Raw genomic sequence first — 17416 nt, 5'->3', positions numbered from 1 at the left:
GAAGCCCAGCCACTGGAGAGGCGGTTAGCCCCTCCTATGACAGGTGTGTCCCTAAACACTCTTGTTCTCCATTGCGCTGCAACCAAGGTCCAGGCTGTACGTTGTGCCGCGATGTCGACCTTGCGCGGAGCACGTGATGCTGTCCTACGATTTCGGCTTCTATCTCGTGCTCGGCTTCGTGGCCCAGTTGATCGATGGGGCGCTCGGGATGGCCTACGGCCTGATTGCGACCTCGGCTCTCCTGGCCTCCGGTGCCTCCCCAGCACCAGCGTCCATGCCGCCGAGTGTGTCACCTCCGGGCTGGCCGGTGCGTCCCATGCGTGGAACCGCAACGTGGATTGGGGGCTGGTCATGCGGCTGGCTCCGGCTGGCGTGGCGGGTGGGATCGTCGGAGCCTTCATCCTGACGGGACTGCCGGAGAATGCCGTCAAGGTGTTTGTGGTAGTCTACCTGGCTGGCATGACCCTGTTGATCACGCGGCGGATCTTCACCGGGAAGTCAGCCGGGATACGCTTCATCGGCATCCTCCCGATTGGACTCGGTGGCGGCTTCCTGGATGCGATCGGCGGCGGTGGCTGGGGACCGATGGTTAACTCGACCCTGATCGCCCGTGGCGAAAGCGCCCGCCACAGCATCGGCTCGGTCAGTGTCTGCGAGTTCTTCGTGACCATGGCGGTATCGGTCACGTTCCTCTTCAGTCTCGATCTGAGCCGCTATGGAACCGTCGTTCTCGGCCTGATCATTGGTGGAGCGCTCGCCGCTCCCCATTCGCCAGCAGTATCTCTTCGGTGGCGAGATCGAGGGCTGAGGTCACCAGCCCCGTCGTCCTTTAGGTGTTGACTGGGGTCCTGCCCATCAGGGTTTGTCCCACTCAGGCTGCGGCCTCCTCAGGCGTCCTGAACAGGAGCGCTCTCTGGCTGTTGCACTTGCCGAACCCGGCTTCCAGGTGCCACCACCCCTTGTGCTGGGCGTCATGGTGCGTCCCGTCGAGGCGCACGAACACGGCGGCAAGCTGGTTGTCTGCGAGGACGAGCCTGCCGTCAGTATCATAGCCGTCGATGAGCACGCTCATAGGCATAAACGAGATGTCGAGAGGCATAAACTTCGCCTTCCGATTGGGGCGAAAGGTCAATTGCCAAATGGCCGACACCCAGGGGATAGATCTCCACAATATGCTTGGTGGAGCTCAGGGTCTTTCACATAGATCGGGCTTGGCCATTCCGCAGACGGGCTTCTGCGAAATTCTAAGGCAAGCAGCCGAGGATTCGGACTACGACATGCTGTGAGACCGGAACGCCTCAAAATGGCACCTCTCGGAAGTAGACCCAAAGTCTGCTCTCGCGAGGAACACCGGACGTTCCTGGAGGTCAGGGGATCGGCAGAGGATGACCCGCTGCCGACCTTCCCGCCCCTGGAATGATGAGGGGGCACGAGGCCTTTTTGAACGGTCTGCGGGGTAAGCGGCCAGATTGACTCTGCTGAGATCTGTGGCAGCTCTTGTTTTTGGAGGCCTGTCGCCCATAACGCTACAGTTGAATAGGCTAGGCCAAGATCATGGTTCGCTCCCGAGAGTCTCTCCCCGTCGCTCCGCCTCATCCGGGGTGGATCCTGCGTGACCGGGTTCTGCCTGGCCTTGGCCTCTCCGTCAGCCAAGCCGCTCGCGAGCTTCGCATCGCACGTCAAACGCTGCACCGGGTTCTCGCTGGCACGGCTGCGGTCAGTCCCGAGATGGCCACCCGTCTGGCGCGGCTCTCGGGCACGACACCGCACTTCTGGCTTGGCCGCCAGCAACAGTACGACCTCTGGCACGCCGAACAGGCGCTCGCTGGCGTGCTCGGGTTGATCCCGACCCACACTCTTCCGGCCGCTCTTCAGAAAGAGATTGGACTTCGTCATGACCGCTAAACCGCAGGCCTCCCCGAAAGCACGGACCGGGGTTGCGGGGCTAGACGACATCCTCGTTGGAGGTTTGTCCCCTGGACATGTCTACCTGCTGGAGGGCAGCCCCGGTACCGGCAAGACCACCATTGCGCTTCAGTTCCTGCTTGAAGGCGCCAGGGCCGGAGAAATCGGGCTCTACATCACCATGTCGGAGACGGAGCGGGAGTTGCGCGAGGGTGCGGCCTCGCATGGCTGGACCATCAGCGACGGCGTTCAGGTGTTCGAGCTCGTGCCGCCGGAGAACCTGCTCGATGACGAGCACCAGCAGAGCCTGCTCTACTCGTCCGATCTTGAGCTCGGCGAGACCACCAAGGCCGTGTTCGAAGCCATCGACCGGACCCAGCCGGTCCGGATCGTGATCGACAGCCTGTCCGAGATCCGGCTCCTGGCGCAGAGCTCCCTGCGCTACCGCCGTCAGATCCTGGCCATGAAGCACTACTTCGCGCAGCGGGGTGCGACGGTGCTGATGCTGGATGACCTGACCACCGACATAAACGACAAGACTGTTCACAGCCTCGCCCATGGGGTGATCCGCCTGGAGGAGCTCACCCCAACCTATGGAGCCGAGCGCCGCCGCCTGCGGGTGATCAAGTACCGCGGCCAGTCGTTCCGGGGCGGCTTCCACGACTTCATCATCACTGAGGGTGGCGTCCAGGTCTTTCCGCGGCTGGTTTCCGGCGAGCACAAGACCGGCTTTGCCCGCAACGTGCTCACCAGCGGCATCGGTGAACTCGACGAACTCCTCGGCGGCGGCATCGAGCAGGGCTCCAGCACGCTGGTCATGGGGCCGGCCGGGTCGGGCAAATCCCTGCTGACCGTGCAGTTCGCGGTCGCTGCCGCATTACGTGGAGAGAAGGCCGCCTTGTTCATTTTCGACGAGGAACTCGGTCTCCTGATCGACCGGACCAAACTGATGGGCATCGACCTCGACGCGTTGCGTGCCAGCGGGCACCTGTTCATCGAGCAGGTTGACGCCGCCGAGCTATCGCCGGGAGAATTTGCCCACAGGGTAAGGGCAAGGGTTGATCGCAACAGCGTCAAGACGGTCGTGATCGACGGCCTCAACGGCTACCAATCCGCCATGCCGGACGAGAACTTTCTCATCCTGCATATCCATGAGCTGTTGCAGTACCTGAACCGGCAGGGTGCCTCGACCTTCCTGACCTTCGCCCAGCATGGCCTTGTCGGCGACATGAAGTCCTCCGTCGACATCACCTACCTGGCCGACACGGTGATCCTGCTGCGCTATTTCGAGGCCTTCGGCCAGGTTCGTCGGGCGATCTCGATCATCAAGAAGCGGTTCGGCACGCACGAGAACACCATCCGGGAGATCCGGATCGACCGCAGAGGCATTGCCATCGGCGGACCCCTGGAGGGCTTCCAGGGTGTTCTGCGCGGCACTCCGGTCTTGGCCAATGGGGACCGCGCCCGGCTGCTCGAAGACCGCTGACATGAGCGAAACACTTCACCTCCATTCGGAGCGGGCGCTCATCCTGGCGCCGCATGGACGGGATGCGGCTGTTGCGGCGGACATCCTGCAAGCTGCGGGGCTCGCGGCCGAGATCTGCCCCGACCTGCCCGCGCTGGTACGTGAGATCGCGCGGGGTGCGGGCTTTGCGCTCATCACCGACGAAGCTTTCCGCACCACCGATTTGAAGGAGCTTTCCCGTTGGCTGTCGGACCAACCCCCCTGGTCTGACTTCGCCTTCGTGCTCCTCACCCGTCGCGGCGGTGGGGTTGAGCGCAATCCGGCCCTGGCGCGTCTCTCCGACGTTCTCGGCAACGTGATCTTTCTGGAACGCCCTTTTCATGCCGGCACGCTGGTGAGCGTCGCCCGCTCCGCCTTGCGGGGACGGCGTCGGCAATACGAGGCACGGGCCCGGCTGGAGGAGTTGCACGATGGCGAGGAGCGGCTGAGAGCGGCGCTCGACAAGGAAAGGCGCGCGGCCGAGCATCAGAGGGTACTCATCAATGAGTTGAACCATCGGGTGAAGAACACGCTCGCAACCGTACAATCCATCTCAGCCCAGACCTTGCGTACCGCGGAAACGAAAGCGGACGCCCGTGAGGCGTTGGAGAAGCGTCTGCTGGCTCTGTCCCGGGCCCACGACGTGCTCACCCGCGAGAGCTGGGAAGGCGCAGACCTGGTCGAAGTGGTCGCAAATGCCCTTAGACCTTATGAGAACTCAGGGGAGAGCCGTTTCCACATCAAAGGGCCGCATGTGCGGATCACGCCGCGCATGTCGCTGGCGCTGGCGATGGCGCTGCATGAGCTGGCGACCAATGCTGTGAAGTATGGGGCCTTGTCCAACAAGACCGGCACCATTGAGGTGTCGTGGGATCTGCAAAACGGAACCGCGCCACCGCGCCTGAGCTTGCGCTGGATCGAGGCCGGGGGGCCGGCGGTGGTGGCTCCGAGCCGGCGGGGCTTCGGGTCACGTCTGATCGAACGCACCCTGGCGCAGGATCTGGATGGTCAGGTGGCGATTGCCTTTCCTCCCACCGGCGTCGTGTGCACTGTCGAAGCCCCTGTGGCGTAGATCTGCGACTGCGGGCTGGAACCTGTGCAACGGTTCCGTTCGATGCCCGTCTTCGAAAGTCGCTCTAAAGAACTTGGGGGAGAGACGGGAGGAGATACGGCGTAAAATCCAAATGTCGCCTCCTGGCATCTCTCGGAAGCAAATCCAGAGTCTGTTCTCGCCAGGAATATCGGACGTTCCTAGAGGTCATGGGATTGGCAGTGGATGATCCATTGGAGTCGTTAGATCGGCCGGAGCACGATCAACTGCGGCCCAGAGGGAGTTCCTCCTATGAGCGGGTGACGCTGGATCTAAAACTGTCACTGATACATCGTCTCTTGGACCATCGAAGCGATCCGGAACTGCTTGCCGGGATCGGGCCGGAGGCTGCCTCCGTCGTCAATGACCGGCCGCAGCCTCGGTTCCGACACCATGTGCTGTGCGAACAGGCATACTGACGAATGGCGAAGCTGGAACACTCGATGCGTTTTCCGATTGGAGGTCAGGGCGCGAGACCCACGCGTGGTCCTCGCTCACAGGCGCACCACCACGGGAAGGACCTGTCATGCCACAACCCGCACGAGACCGAGCCGACGCACCTTCTTCCGGATCCGCGGACATCGTTCTGGATGCCCTGGCAGGCGCGGCGGCAGGATTGGCGGCCGTCTGGGTGATGGACCGCATCGACTGGTTCAACTTCCGGGGTGGCCTCGACAACAGCCGGACACGCCAGCAGACCCGGCGGGCCCGTCCCCGAGGCATGGATCCGGCCCAAGTTGTGGCCGTGGAAACCGCAGACCGGGCCGGACAGACCCTGACGCGACGCCAGCTCGATACGGCCGGCCTCGCCGTGCACTACGGGCTGGGCATGGTGCCCGGGGCGCTTTATGGCGCCCTGCGCGGGCGCATCGGCTACCTCGATGCGGGCAGGGGCAGCCTGTTCGGGCTGGGCTTGTTTCTCATCAAGGACGAAGGGATCAATGCCGCTCTGGGCCTGTCCGGCAGGCCGCAGGATTATCCCTGGACCGCCCACGCCCGCGGCCTTGTCGCCCACTTGGCCTATGGCCTTGTGACCGATGCCCTCTGCCGGGCCTTCACCGTATCCTTTGACACTCGCGACCCACGGCTGCCTTCAAGGAAAGGGCATGATCAGAGACGCTCCACGGCAAAGCCCTCCTTCGTTCGCTACCGAGACGATGTCGAGGAGATCGGGCCGGACGAACAGGAGACAACCGACAGGATCATCGAGGTGATGGCCAGCGGTGGCCGGACCACGCGGGAGCGCTACGGCCGTTCTGTCCGCACCTCGCATGCCAAGGCGCACGGGATTGTGCGGGGCGAGTTGCGGGTTCTGGAGAATTTACCCTCCGAGCTGCGTCAGGGGTTGTTTGCGGCACCTCGGACCTACCCGGTTGTTGTGCGCCTCGCCCAGGTGCCGGGCGAGTTCCTCGACGACCGCCGGGTGTCCACCCCGCGCGGCATGGCGCTCAAAGTCATCGGTGTGGAAGGCGAGATGCTGCCCGGCCATCAGGGTGAGGTGACCCAGGATTGGGTGCTCGACACCGGCAAGGTGTTCATCGCTCCCACCGCCAAGGTGTTCTTGGCCCAGATCACCGCGACAGAAGCGGCCATGCCGCTGCCGGAGGGCGTGAAGCAAGCGGTCTCAACGACATCCCGCGTGGCCAATGCAGCGCTCAACGCGGTCGGACTGGACAGCGCCAACCTCGACTTTTACGGTCACCCATTCAACCATCCGTTGGCAGAGGCTTATTACAGCCAATGCCCGTTCCGTTATGGCGACTACATCGCCAAGCTCCGGGTCCGGCCCGACATGCCCCGCCTGAACGAACTGGTGAGAGCAGGCTTCACGCCCGCTGACGAGAACGGTCTTCGAACGGCCGTTGTGGAGTACTTCCGCGACAACCCGGCCGAATACGAAGTCGGCATTCAGCTCTGCACCGATCTGGAGCGCATGCCGGTGGAGAATGCCAATGTCGAGTGGCCGGAGGAGGAGAGCCCGTATCGGCCCGTCGCCCGCCTGGTCCTGCCACCGCAGGATGCCTTCGACGCCAAGCGCCAATCCCTGGACGAGGAGTTGCTGTTCTGTCCCTCGCACAGCCTGGCCGCTCACCGGCCGCTCGGCTCAATCATGCGCGCGCGCCTGAAGGCGTACGAGATCCGAGGCAATGCACGCCGCCAGGAGAACGGCCGCCCCGCAACGGAGCCGCGAAGCATCGAGGAGCTCTCGATCTGAACCGCGACGAGCAGATGATATGAGCATCGCGCAGATTTGTCGGAGCGAGGCTGGTCCGTCGCGGTCAGAACGCGATCCCCTGTCTTGGAGGCCAGGGAGTTTGCCCATTCCCGGACCTTTCCCTCGGTGAGCACATTGAGACGACCAGGCGGTGTCGGAGCTGTAAGGGCGTCAGAAAAAACTTAATGGAACACGGCCGATGTACACCTCTTTACAGGCTGGCGAGCCCTACCTCGCAACTCGCAACAGTCAGCAGCAAACGGAGCCCACCATGGCAGACCAGAACGAGAGGCAATCGGAGCAATTGGAGCGGCACTATAAGGTGCGGCAGGTCACGGACATCCAGGCGTCCTGGACCGAGCAGGGGCGCGGCGAGGCGGGTAAGTTCACGGTCCAGCTTATTCTCGACAATGGCGTTGAGGAATACATCCTTCAGCCAGACGCCGACGACCTTGAGCCGATGTTGAGGCTGTTTCGTCTGAGTGATCACACGACTTTTGACCTTGAGCGCAAGGTGCTGATGTTCTCCAACCTGAAGACAAAGTGAGGCGATAGATCACCGGCTTGAACCAAGAGGTCGCGTCGGAGTTGCATCCACAGCCCCAGCGCACGAAACCAGGAGACTACCATGTTCAAAGGCGCACTCCTTTGGCTCATCGGCATTCCGATCCCTATCATCATTCTCCTGTTTCTCTTGTTCTGATCGATTCAGCCAAGACGATTGGCGGGAACCTTCTCGATCATATGCACCGGGAAGGTCTGAGGCGGTGCCAGGCATTTCGCCGATAAGCAGGCGTCGAAACCGATCTGTCGCGATGGCGTTTGCCAGAACGGCGCGTTCGTAAGGAAAGTCTTATGACAATGGACGGAAGAGCTGGTCACCATCCAGATGGCGACATCTTGCGAGGTCTCGCGGCTGGTCTCGTGGCGGGACTCGCGGCATCCTATGCAATGAACGTCTTCCAGTCAGCTGCCGGCCGCCTGACGCAGCCTGCTGAGCCTCGGCGAAAGCCCAAGAGGAGGACACAAGGGTATGACGACGCCGATCCGACCACGGTCAAAGCTGCCTCCATGTTGTCCGAGAATGTTCTCCGTCATCGCCTCTCTCCGCGTCAAAAGGATATAGCCGATCCGGCGGTGCATTATGTTGTCGGCGCGATGCTCGGCGGGTTCTATGGCGTAGCCGCCGAGCTTGAGCCTCGCGTGACAACGGGCACGGGTGTCCCCTTCGGAGTTGCTGTCGCCGCCGTGCTGGATGAAGCTGTCGTCCCTGCCGCTGGCTTGTCGGGACCGCCGTGGGAGTCTCCCGCTTCGACACACCTCTATTCGCTGGCTTCCCACCTTGTCTTTGGTCTGACGGCAGAAGTCGTGCGGCGCAATACACGCAATCTGTTGGCCTGAGCCTGCCTGGAAATCGAGTTATGAATAAACCTTTTGCTGTCGTGACAGGCGCATCAAGAGGCATCGGCTTGGAGCTTGCCAGGCAGTTTGCGCAAAACAGTTTCGACCTGCTCATCACCGCAACCGGTCCCGCCATCGACGCCGCTGCCGTGGAGCTTCGAAACGTTGGAGCTGATGTGCAAACCGTTCAGGCGGATCTGTCCACCTACGAGGGTGTCGAAGCGCTTTATGAGGCCATCAAGTCCACGGGACGTCCGGTTGACGCCATCGCCATCAATGCCGGTGTCGGCCTCGGCGGTGATTTCGTCCACGAGACGAGCCTCAAGGACGAGCTTCACTTGATTCAGCTGAACGTTGTCTCGACCGTTCACCTGGCCAAGCGCATCATGAAGGACATGGTGGAGCGCGGCCAGGGGCGGGTTTTGTTCACGGCGTCCATTTCGGCCACGCTTCCGACTCCCTACGAGGCCGTCTACGGCGCCTCCAAGGCTTTCGTGCTGTCCTTTGCCGAGGCGACGCGTAATGAGCTGAAGGATACGGGTGTCACCGTGACGGCTCTCATGCCCGGCCCGACGGACACGAACTTCTTTCATCGCGCCGGCATGGACGACACCAAGGTCGGCTCGCAGGAGAAGCACACCAATGATCCGGCTGATGTCGCCCGGCAGGGGTTTGAGGCGCTGATGGCCGGAAAAGACCATGTGATCGCCGCCTCTATGAAGACCAAGCTCGAAGGCGCCTTGAACAAAATCCTGCCGGAGACAACCAAGGCCGAGCAGCATCGAAAGAGGGCAGAGCCTGGCTCCGCCGGCGCGTGAGCGGCAACATACTGGTCCGCCGTGGCCTGCGGACCGGCAGGAACCTTGGCTAAGCCGAGTAGTTAGACAACCTCCCGTGCTGAGTACTGCTTGTGTGGCCGCCAACCGGCCGCGATTCAGCGAGGCGGCGGTTGTGCCTCAGCCTAGTGTATCCCCAGTGAGAGCCGTTGGGCTCATTGTTCCGAAGGAGGTCCGGATGAGTGCAGGCCAAGGTGGCGCGGCAGCCCTGCCCGAGAGAATTGCTATCACCCTCACGGTTAATGGCGAGGCCAGGCAGATGGACGTGCTGCCCTGGACTGTTCTGCTCGACCTGCTGCGGGATCATCTGGCCCTGACCGGTACCAAGAAGGGCTGCGATCACGGGCAATGCGGAGCCTGCACGGTGATCGTTGACGGCAGGCGGATCAATTCCTGCATGGCCTTCGCAGTGATGAAGGATGGCGCGAACGTCACCACAATTGAAGGTCTGGCGAAGGATGGAGTGCTGCACCCCCTGCAGCAGGCCTTCATCGATCACGACGCCTTCCAATGCGGCTATTGCACGCCGGGACAGATCTGCTCCGGGGTCGCCCTCATCGAAGAGGGCCGGGCACGGACGCGCGACGAGATCCGCGAATTCATGAGCGGCAACATCTGCCGTTGTGGAGCCTACACCAACATCGTCGATGCCATCGAGCAGGTGATCGGATCGAACGAGGAGGCTGCACGATGAACCGCTTTTCTTACCTGCGGGCCTCAAGCGTCGATGAAGCCGTGCGTGAGGCAGCGTCCGATCCGGCGGCCCGCTTCATCGCCGGCGGCACCAATCTCATTGACCTGATGAAGTACAATGTGGAGCAGCCGGCAAGGCTCATCGACATCACGCACCTGCCGCTGAACCAGATCGACGAGACGGACAGCGGCGGTCTACGGATCGGCGCTCTGGTGACCAATGACGAGGCGGCCTACGATCCTCGCGTTCAGGACCGGTATCCTCTGCTCTCCAGCGCCATCCTGGCCGGCGCCTCAGCGCAATTGCGTAATTCAGCGACGACTGGTGGCAATCTCCTCCAGCGCACCCGCTGCTACTACTTCTACGACCCGGGCACGCCCTGCAACAAGCGTGAGCCGGGCACAGGCTGCCCGGCGGCCACCGGACGCAATCGGATTCATGCTATCCTGGGCACAAGTGAGCACTGCATCGCCACGCATCCCTCCGACATGGCGGTCGCGCTCGCGGCCTTGGAGGCGGTCGTTCACGTGACGGGTCCCGATGGCGAGCGGGCGATCCCGTTGTCCGACTTCCACCGGTTGCCGGGTGACCATCCTGAGATCGACACCACTCTCCGGCATGGTGAGATCATCACGGCGGTGGAGCTTCCGGCGGCCGACTTCAGCCGGAACTACACATATCTCAAGCTGCGCGACCGCCTTTCCTATGCCTTTGCGCTCGTCTCGGTCGCGGTCGCTCTGCGGATAGATGGAGACGCCATTGCGGAGGCAAGGCTGGCGCTGGGCGGCGTCGCTCACAAGCCGTGGCGCGATCCTGAAGCCGAAACCCTGCTGCACGGGCATCCGGCTTCGGAAGACCGGTTTGCCGCTGTCGCCGACCACATCCTGAAGGATGCCAGAGGCTACGAAGACAATGCCTTCAAGATCGACCTCGCCAAGCGGGCGATCATTCGGGCTCTGTCCCAAGCGGCCGCTGGCACACCCCAGTCCCAAACCGACAAGCGGATTCAGTGAGGAACGAGGCCATGCAGCAGACAAACGCTTACATCGGCACGCCGCAGAACCGGGTGGACGGGCGAGCCAAGGTCACGGGCGGGGCGAAGTACGCGGCGGAGTTCGAGGCTCCGGATCTCGCCTATGGGATCGTCATCTCAAGCGCCATTGCCAAGGGCCGCATCGCGTCCATCGACACATCCGCAGCGCTCGCCGTGCCGGGCGTGCTGCAGGTCTTCACACACGAGAACCGGGCCCGGACGGCGTGGTTCGACCGCAATTTCCGCGACGAGACCGCACCTCCAGGCTCACCGTTCCGGCCGCTCTACGATGACAAGATCGTCTACAGCGGCCAGCCCATCGCGCTGGTTGTCGCCGAGGAGTTCGAGCTTGCCGCCCATGCGGCCTCCCTCGTGCGCGTCGAGTACGAGACCGATGCCCATATGACGGATCTCGACCTCAGGCGCAGCGAGGCCTATGTGCCGCCGAAGAAACGTTCCAACGTGAAGCCGCCTCCGAGTCCGCGCGGCGATGCCGAGGGCGCCTTCGCGCAGGCGCCCGTCAAGGTCCATGCCGAGTACCGAGTGGCCATCGAGCATCACAACCCGATGGAGACCCATGCCTCGACGGTGGTCTACGAGGAAGACGGCACGCTCACCATCCACGACAAGACCCAAGGGGCTCAGAACAGCCAGAGTTACGTGTCGAGTGTCTTCGGCCTCTCCACCGGTCAGGTGCGCGTCGTGTCCCCCTATATCGGCGGCGCCTTCGGTTCGGGTCTGCGGCCTCAGTACCAGCTTTTTCTTGCCGTCATGGCGGCGCTCGAACTCAAGCGGTCGGTTCGGGTGGTGCTGACCCGCGACCAGATGTTCACCTTCGGCTACAGGCCGCTGACGATCCAAACGATCTCCCTAGGAGCGAACCCGGACGGGAAGCTCGTGTCGATCATGCACGATGCCATTCAGACGACCTCGCCTTGGGAGGATTACCAGGAGGTGGTCGTGAACTGGTCCAACCTTCTCTACCACTGCGACAACGTCAAGCTGACCTACCAGTTGGCACAGGTGGACACCTACACCCCTATCGACATGCGTGCGCCCGGTGCTGCCCTAGGTGTCACGGCCATCGAAACCGCCATGGACGAACTCGCCTATGCGGCCGGCATCGACCCGGTCGAGCTTCGCCTGAGGAATTATGCGGAGGTGGACGAAGCCGACAAGAAGACCTTTACCAGCAAGGAACTCCGCGCTTGCTACCAGCTCGGGGCCGAGCGCTTTGGCTGGGCCGGGCGCAACCCCGCGCCCCGTTCCATGCGCGACGGGCGCGAACTCGTCGGCTGGGGCATGGCGAGCGGCGTGTGGGAAGCCATCATGCAGAAGACCGCTGCACGCGCGGTTCTCACCCTGGACGGCAACCTCGAGGTCGCGTCCGCCACCACGGATATCGGCACCGGCACCTACACGATCCTGACGCAGATCGCCGCGGAGACCCTCGGCCTGCCCATGGCCGCGGTGGCGACGAAGATCGGCGATTCAAGTCTGCCGAAATCACCCGTTCAGGGCGGGTCATGGACAGCGGCCTCCGCAGGTTCCGCCGTGCAGAATGCCTGCCTCTCGGTTCGGGAGCAGCTCTTCAAATACGCCCGCCAGATGGACAACTCGCCTCTCGCCAATGCCAGCATCGAGCAGGTGATGTTCGCCGATGGGCGAGTCTGTTTGATGAACGATCCGAACGCCGGTGTCACCTTTGCCGAAGCCATGCAATCAGGTGGCGTCGAGCGGATCGAGGCGGAGGAAAAGGCCAGTCCCGGCATGCTGACGAGCCTGCGGCACTCCGGCTACTCGCATTCCGCCGTCTTCGTCGAGGTGAAGGTCGATGAAGACCTGGGCCGCGTGCGGGTGACCCGCATTGTGAACGCAATCGCGGCAGGAACCATCCTGAACCCCAAGACGGCGCGCAGCCAGATCATCGGTGGCGTCGTGTTCGGGATCGGCATGGCGCTGGAGGAGGAGTCCATGCTCGACCACAATCTCGGGCGCTTCATGAACCACAATCTGGCCGAGTACCATGTGCCGGTGAATGCCGACGTCTACGATATCGACGTGATCTTCGTGTCCGAGCATGAGGAGATGCTGAACCCTCTGGGGATCAAGGGCTTGGGCGAGATCGGCGTCGTCGGAACGGCAGCGGCCATCGGAAACGCCATCTATCACGCCACCGGCAAGCGCGTCCGCGAGTATCCAATCACCGTCGACAAGCTGCTCGGGTGAAGTCTTTGCAGTGAAAAAGCTCTGACCTTGTGTGGATCCTAAGGCATCGCAGACCAAGCGGGCAGATCCGAACTGATCTGGATCCGCCCGCCTCTGTGGAGCTTAGATGATCGGCTTACCGCCGGTCACCGCGATGGTCGCGCCCGACACGTAGCTCGAATTCGGCTCCGCCAGCATCACATAGGCCGATGCGAGTTCCTTCGGCTGGCCAGGACGCTTCATCGGCACCTGCGAGCCGAACTCCTTCACCTTCTCAGACGGCATGGTGGAGGGGATGAGCGGTGTCCAGATCGGGCCGGGCGCCACGCAGTTCACGCGGATGCCTTTCTCAGCCAGCAGCTGTGCCAAGCCGCCGGTGAAGTTCTGGATGGCGCCCTTGGTCGTGGCATAGGCCAGAAGTTGCGGGCTCGGCGTGTCGGCGTTCACCGAGGTGGTGTTGATGATGGCGCTGCCCTCCGGCATGTGCGGCACGGCCGCTTTGCAGAGATAGAACATCGCATGGATGTTGGTGCGGAAGGTGACGTCCCACTCCTCGTCGCTGATCTCCTCGATGTCGGTGAAGCTCGCCTGGTGGGCAGCATTGTTGACGAGAATGTCGATGCGCCCAAATTCCTTCACGGCGCGGTCCACGATAGCGCGGCAATGGGCCGGATCCTTGATGTCGCCGGACATGAGCACGGCCTTGCGACCAGTCGCTTCCACAAGGCGCTGGGTCTCGCGGGCGTCCTCGTCCTCATTGTAGTAGCTGATCAGCACGTCGGCCCCTTCGCGGGCATAGGCCAGAGCCACGGCGCGTCCGATGCCGCTGTCCCCGCCGGTGATGATCGCCTTCTTGTCAGCCAGCCGGCCGGAGCCCTTGTAGCTCTCCTCGCCATAATCCGGCTGCGGGTCCATGGCGGCACTGCTGCCGGGCATAGGCTGCTTCTGGTCGGGGAAAGGCGGCTTTGGAAAGTCCTGAGTCATCGTGGCGGTCCTTACAAATGGGCGTTATTGCTGCGGCTGCGTCGGCGAGTTGAGGGAGCCGGTCGCTTCGGCGCTGTCGAGCCTCATGCGCCAGAGCTGAGTCGGCAGGCTCTTGGGGGCATCCGGCTTGTAGGTGGCCGAGTCCTGGATGCGCGACGTGGTGAAGTAGAGCATGCCGTCCGGTCCTTCGGCGAGGCTGTCCGGCCAGCGCAGCTGCTTGTCCTGCACGAGGATGGTCGGGCGGCTGCCCTGCTGGCCGCTGAGGACACGCACCTTGAGGGCATCCTCTTCCGGTGCCGTCACGATCATCCTGTCGCCGCGACGCGTGATCAGCAGGCCGTCAGCGACACCGTTCTCGCCCACGGTCTCGACCTTGGCGGCAACATCGCGGTCGGAGGCCTGGGCATTCTCCAGAGTGTCGGTCGCAATCCGGTAGAGCGTCTTGCCCTTGATTGCCTGCCAGTAGAGATGGCGGCCGTCGGGGGTGAGGGCGATGCCATCGGCGGCAAATTCCACACCGCGTCCGTCAGGGCGACGCAGCACCTGACCGTCTGCCTTTACCTGCACGTCCTTCTCGACCTGCGTGCTCGGATGGCCGTCGAGCACGCGGCGCGCCTTGCCGCTTTGCAGGTCGACCACAACGAGTGCGCCCTTGACGCCAGAATCCGTGATGTAGGCGTGGCGCCCGTCGGGGGAGAAGCGGACATCGTTGAGATACGAACCCTGCGGCGCAACGTCTTCGGAGAAAGAGATCGTCTGGCCCGGCTGGTTCGTCTTCAGGTCGATTTTCACGAGCTTGGGGCCGCCAGCGACGACCTTGTCCTGAGCCGGGGCTGCCGGATCAAGCACCCAAAGATTGCCCTGTTGGTCCGCCACGACGCTCTGCACGCAGACCCAGTGGTCCTGCGGCGCCATCTCGTCCTTCTTCGCATTGCGCCACTCGTTCCAGCGCTGGTCCGGGTAAGGCTTAAGGGAACCGTCCTTCATCACCTCGGCGACTGAGACAGGCGCATCCTCCGTCCAACGGGGGAAGTTCACGAAGATGCGTCCATCCTGCGAAACGGCCACGCCTGTCACCTGATGCTCGAAGGCGGCGACCTGCTCGAAGGGCTGGGATGGGGATGTCTGGGCCATGGCGGAACCAAAGCCTGCGGAAGCCGATAAGCAGACGCCAAGCAGAAGCGTCGCGTGAAGAGGGGCGTAGCGCATGGAGCCTCCCGTGAGATGCGGTGGAGGGGAGGTGCCGCGCACATCTCCCATGGCCCATCAACCGGGTGAGGACCTCCTCGTTCCAAAAGGAGCCGTGCCACATTGGCAGCCCAGGATCCGTTCACGCCTTCTTGAGTTCATCCGGCTTGTGGGCCGCAATCTTCCCCGACTTGTCGCTTTTCACGATGTACTCGGGATTGTCCTTTGAGGCAGCTACCTTGTGGCCCTTGATCTGCGTAGAGCTGGTCTGCTTCTTCACCACCTTGCCGGTGCTGTGCCCTCCCGACGAATCCCAGGAGACCTTGTCGCCGGCCTTCAATGACTTTGCCATAACGAGTTCCTTCCGGATGAGCGATATCCATCGGCAACTCAGGCCCGCCGATTGCGTTCCGACGAGCATGGTGGCGAGGGGTTAGGGTTTTCAGCCCTGCAGCATGGTGTGGGCTGGCTCCTCGGCCAACGCCCGCTCGATCTCCTCGCGGCCGGGCGTGCCGGCCCGCAGGGCCTTCTCCAGGTTCTTGGCGTATTTCTCCATGCGCTTGGGTGGCAGGAGCGGATCGTTGGGATCGATGATCGCCTCCACCAGCGCCGGTCCAGGCTCGGCCAAGGCCTGATCGAGAATGGGACCGGATTGCTGCGGATCCTCGACCCGGAAGCCGCGAATGCCGAATCCTTCCGCTACCTTGGCGAAATCGATAGGGGTGAGATCGCATTCGTATTCGGGGTTGCCGAGGAACATCATCTGCTCCCACTTGATCTGACCAAGCGTGTTGTTCTTCACCACCACGATCTTGATCGGAAGCCGGTAGCGGACCACGGTCGCAAGCTCGCCCAACAGCATGCTCAAGCCGCCGTCACCGACGAAGGCCACCACCTGCCGGCCGGGGAAAGCCAGCGCCGCCGCAATGGCGTAGGGAATGCCGCAGCCCATGGAGGCGAGAAGGCCCGAGCCGGAGAACATCCGTTCCCCGCGCGCTTCCACGTAGCGTGCCAGGAGGCCGGTGTTGTGCCCCGAGTCCCACGCCACGATGGCATTGTCGTCGAGACGCTCGTTGAGATCGCGGGCAATCCGGCCCGGCTTCATGGGGCGCTGGTCCTTCTCGACCGCATCGTGCAGCAGCCTACGCCACTCGGCCATACCCTGCTGGGCCTGCTCCAGGAAGCTGCGATCTTCCTTGCGGGTGAGCTGCGCGTTGAGCATTTCGAGTGCAGCCCGGGCGTCTCCCACGAGCCCCACCTCCGCCGGGAAGCGCAGGCCGATGCGGGTCGGATCTCTGTCAATCTGCACGCCACGAGCCTGATCCGGCTTGGGATAGTACTCGATGTAGGGGAAGGTCGAGCCCACGATCAGGAGCGTATCGCATTGCTCGAAGGCCTCCTGCGAGGGGCGGGTACCCAGGAGACCGATGCCGCCGGTGGTTAGGGGGTGATCGTCCGGCACCACAGCCTTTCCGAGCAAGGCCTTGACGATAGGTGCGCCCAGAAGCTCCGCCGTTCGGATCAACTCGTCGCGGGCCTGATAGGCACCCTGACCGGCCAGGATCGCCACCTTTCGCCCCGCGTTCAGGATCTCCGCCGCGCGGGCGATGGCGTCGGGATCAGGGATCCCGGTCGATTGCGTCTGCGCGAAGGAGGCGTGGTGCGGAACGTTGCGGTCGGAGGGTTTCACCGTCGCCTCCGGCTCCTCCTGCACGTCCACGGGGATTGCCACATGGGCAACACCACGATGGGCCAAGGCCATGCGGCAGGCCAGCTCGACGGTGTTCTCCACCTGCATGGGACTCATGATCCGAGCCGTATAGAGAGCTACATCCTGAAACAGCTTGGTGTGGTCAACATCCTGCTGCGTGAAGGTGTCAATGAGATCGTGATAGGGCAGGCCGGTGATCGCAAGCACGGGAGCCTTGTCGAACTTGGCATCGTAGAGCCCGTTGAGCAGGTGGATGCCGCCTGGGCCGGTGGTGGCGAGACAGCAGCCGAGCTTACCTGTGAACTTGGCATAGGCGCAGGCCATAAAGGCGGCGGATTCCTCATGCCTGACCTGAATGAAGCGGATGCGATCGGACCGCGTCCGGATCGCTTCCATCACCCCGTTGATGCCATCTCCCGGCATCCCGAATATCACGTCAACTCCCCAGGCGATCAGGCTCTCGACCAGAACATCGGCTCCGTTGCGGGACATCGTAGGCTCCGTGTTGGAAATGTAGGCCAGCTCGACTGGTGTAGGATGGGCCGAGAGACCCTTGAAGGACCCTGTCACGTCACAGCTGAACTCGTGCGCACTTGCGTTGTTCCGGTCCTTGGATCGAGTCCGTCTGGCAGGACCAGAGGAATAGA

Annotated in this window: 17 protein-coding genes; 12 read left to right on the top strand and 5 right to left on the bottom strand. The window is 62.9% G+C overall.

Translation table 11 applies throughout. The annotated features are described in order from the left end of the window. Nucleotides 1–136 precede the first annotated feature (136 nt). Nucleotides 137–406 (top strand): hypothetical protein, encoded by a 270-nt coding sequence (locus E4K09_RS30130; protein ID WP_244610407.1) that lies wholly within the window; start codon nucleotides 137–139, stop codon nucleotides 404–406. After that, nucleotides 301–840, top strand: a complete 540-nt coding sequence (locus tag E4K09_RS06650; RefSeq protein WP_244610399.1) for a sulfite exporter TauE/SafE family protein — start codon at nucleotides 301–303, stop codon at nucleotides 838–840. The genes E4K09_RS30130 and E4K09_RS06650 overlap by 106 nt, the downstream gene beginning before the upstream one ends. A gap of 31 nt (nucleotides 841–871) precedes the next feature. On the opposite strand, the gene E4K09_RS06645 is transcribed toward E4K09_RS06650, so the two are convergent. Next, nucleotides 872–1099, bottom strand: coding sequence for a hypothetical protein (locus E4K09_RS06645; RefSeq protein WP_134495966.1), 228 nt, complete (start codon nucleotides 1097–1099; stop codon nucleotides 872–874). Nucleotides 1100–1554: 455 nt separating this feature from the next. On the opposite strand from E4K09_RS06645, the gene E4K09_RS06640 reads away from it, so the two are divergent. From E4K09_RS06640 to E4K09_RS06595, 10 genes are all read left to right on the top strand, one after another. After that, on the top strand, nucleotides 1555–1905 hold the full coding sequence (locus E4K09_RS06640; protein WP_134495965.1) for a HigA family addiction module antitoxin: 351 nt from the start codon (nucleotides 1555–1557) through the stop codon (nucleotides 1903–1905). After that, nucleotides 1895–3391 (top strand): ATPase domain-containing protein, encoded by a 1497-nt coding sequence (locus E4K09_RS06635; RefSeq protein ID WP_134495964.1) that lies wholly within the window; start codon nucleotides 1895–1897, stop codon nucleotides 3389–3391. Before E4K09_RS06640 ends, E4K09_RS06635 begins: the two co-directional genes overlap by 11 nt. Nucleotide 3392: 1 nt before the next feature. Further along, on the top strand, nucleotides 3393–4481 hold the full coding sequence (locus tag E4K09_RS06630; RefSeq protein ID WP_134495963.1) for a sensor histidine kinase: 1089 nt from the start codon (nucleotides 3393–3395) through the stop codon (nucleotides 4479–4481). 544 nt (nucleotides 4482–5025) lie between these two features. Then, a complete protein-coding gene (locus tag E4K09_RS06625; RefSeq protein WP_244610390.1) occupies nucleotides 5026–6714 on the top strand; it encodes a hypothetical protein in 1689 nt (562 codons plus the stop codon). A gap of 271 nt (nucleotides 6715–6985) precedes the next feature. Further along, nucleotides 6986–7261, top strand: coding sequence for a hypothetical protein (locus E4K09_RS06620; RefSeq protein ID WP_134495962.1), 276 nt, complete (start codon nucleotides 6986–6988; stop codon nucleotides 7259–7261). A 404-nt stretch (nucleotides 7262–7665) separates the two neighbouring features. Then, nucleotides 7666–8115 carry a DUF1440 domain-containing protein gene (locus E4K09_RS06615; RefSeq protein ID WP_166802198.1) on the top strand — a complete coding sequence of 150 codons (450 nt, stop codon included), beginning with the start codon at nucleotides 7666–7668 and terminating at the stop codon, nucleotides 8113–8115. Nucleotides 8116–8135: 20 nt separating this feature from the next. Further along, a complete protein-coding gene (locus E4K09_RS06610; RefSeq protein WP_134495960.1) occupies nucleotides 8136–8933 on the top strand; it encodes an SDR family NAD(P)-dependent oxidoreductase in 798 nt (265 codons plus the stop codon). A 196-nt stretch (nucleotides 8934–9129) separates the two neighbouring features. After that, complete coding sequence (locus E4K09_RS06605) at nucleotides 9130–9645, top strand: (2Fe-2S)-binding protein (protein ID WP_134495959.1); 516 nt, start codon at nucleotides 9130–9132, stop codon at nucleotides 9643–9645. After that, nucleotides 9642–10658, top strand: coding sequence for an FAD binding domain-containing protein (locus tag E4K09_RS06600; RefSeq protein WP_134495958.1), 1017 nt, complete (start codon nucleotides 9642–9644; stop codon nucleotides 10656–10658). Before E4K09_RS06605 ends, E4K09_RS06600 begins: the two co-directional genes overlap by 4 nt. Nucleotides 10659–10669: 11 nt before the next feature. Then, complete coding sequence (locus tag E4K09_RS06595; RefSeq protein ID WP_134495957.1) at nucleotides 10670–12907, top strand: xanthine dehydrogenase family protein molybdopterin-binding subunit; 2238 nt, start codon at nucleotides 10670–10672, stop codon at nucleotides 12905–12907. Nucleotides 12908–13009: 102 nt separating this feature from the next. Here E4K09_RS06595 and E4K09_RS06590 read toward each other — a convergent pair whose 3' ends face one another. From E4K09_RS06590 to E4K09_RS06575, 4 genes are all read right to left on the bottom strand, one after another. Further along, on the bottom strand, nucleotides 13010–13870 hold the full coding sequence (locus tag E4K09_RS06590) for a glucose 1-dehydrogenase (RefSeq protein WP_134495956.1): 861 nt from the start codon (nucleotides 13868–13870) through the stop codon (nucleotides 13010–13012). Nucleotides 13871–13894: 24 nt separating this feature from the next. Next, a complete protein-coding gene (locus E4K09_RS06585) occupies nucleotides 13895–15079 on the bottom strand; it encodes an SMP-30/gluconolactonase/LRE family protein (RefSeq protein ID WP_134495955.1) in 1185 nt (394 codons plus the stop codon). 121 nt (nucleotides 15080–15200) lie between these two features. After that, nucleotides 15201–15410: a hypervirulence associated TUDOR domain-containing protein gene (locus E4K09_RS06580; RefSeq protein ID WP_134495954.1), complete on the bottom strand. Its 210-nt coding sequence runs from the start codon at nucleotides 15408–15410 to the stop codon at nucleotides 15201–15203. Between the two features lie 90 nt (nucleotides 15411–15500). Further along, nucleotides 15501–17261 (bottom strand): thiamine pyrophosphate-dependent enzyme, encoded by a 1761-nt coding sequence (locus E4K09_RS06575; RefSeq protein ID WP_134495953.1) that lies wholly within the window; start codon nucleotides 17259–17261, stop codon nucleotides 15501–15503. Nucleotides 17262–17416: the final 155 nt, after the last annotated feature.

Origin of the sequence: Microvirga pakistanensis (assembly GCF_004458765.1) — a bacterium.
GTDB classification, from domain to species: Bacteria; Pseudomonadota; Alphaproteobacteria; order Rhizobiales; family Beijerinckiaceae; genus Microvirga; species Microvirga pakistanensis.
This window is presented reverse-complemented; position numbering and strand designations above follow the sequence as displayed.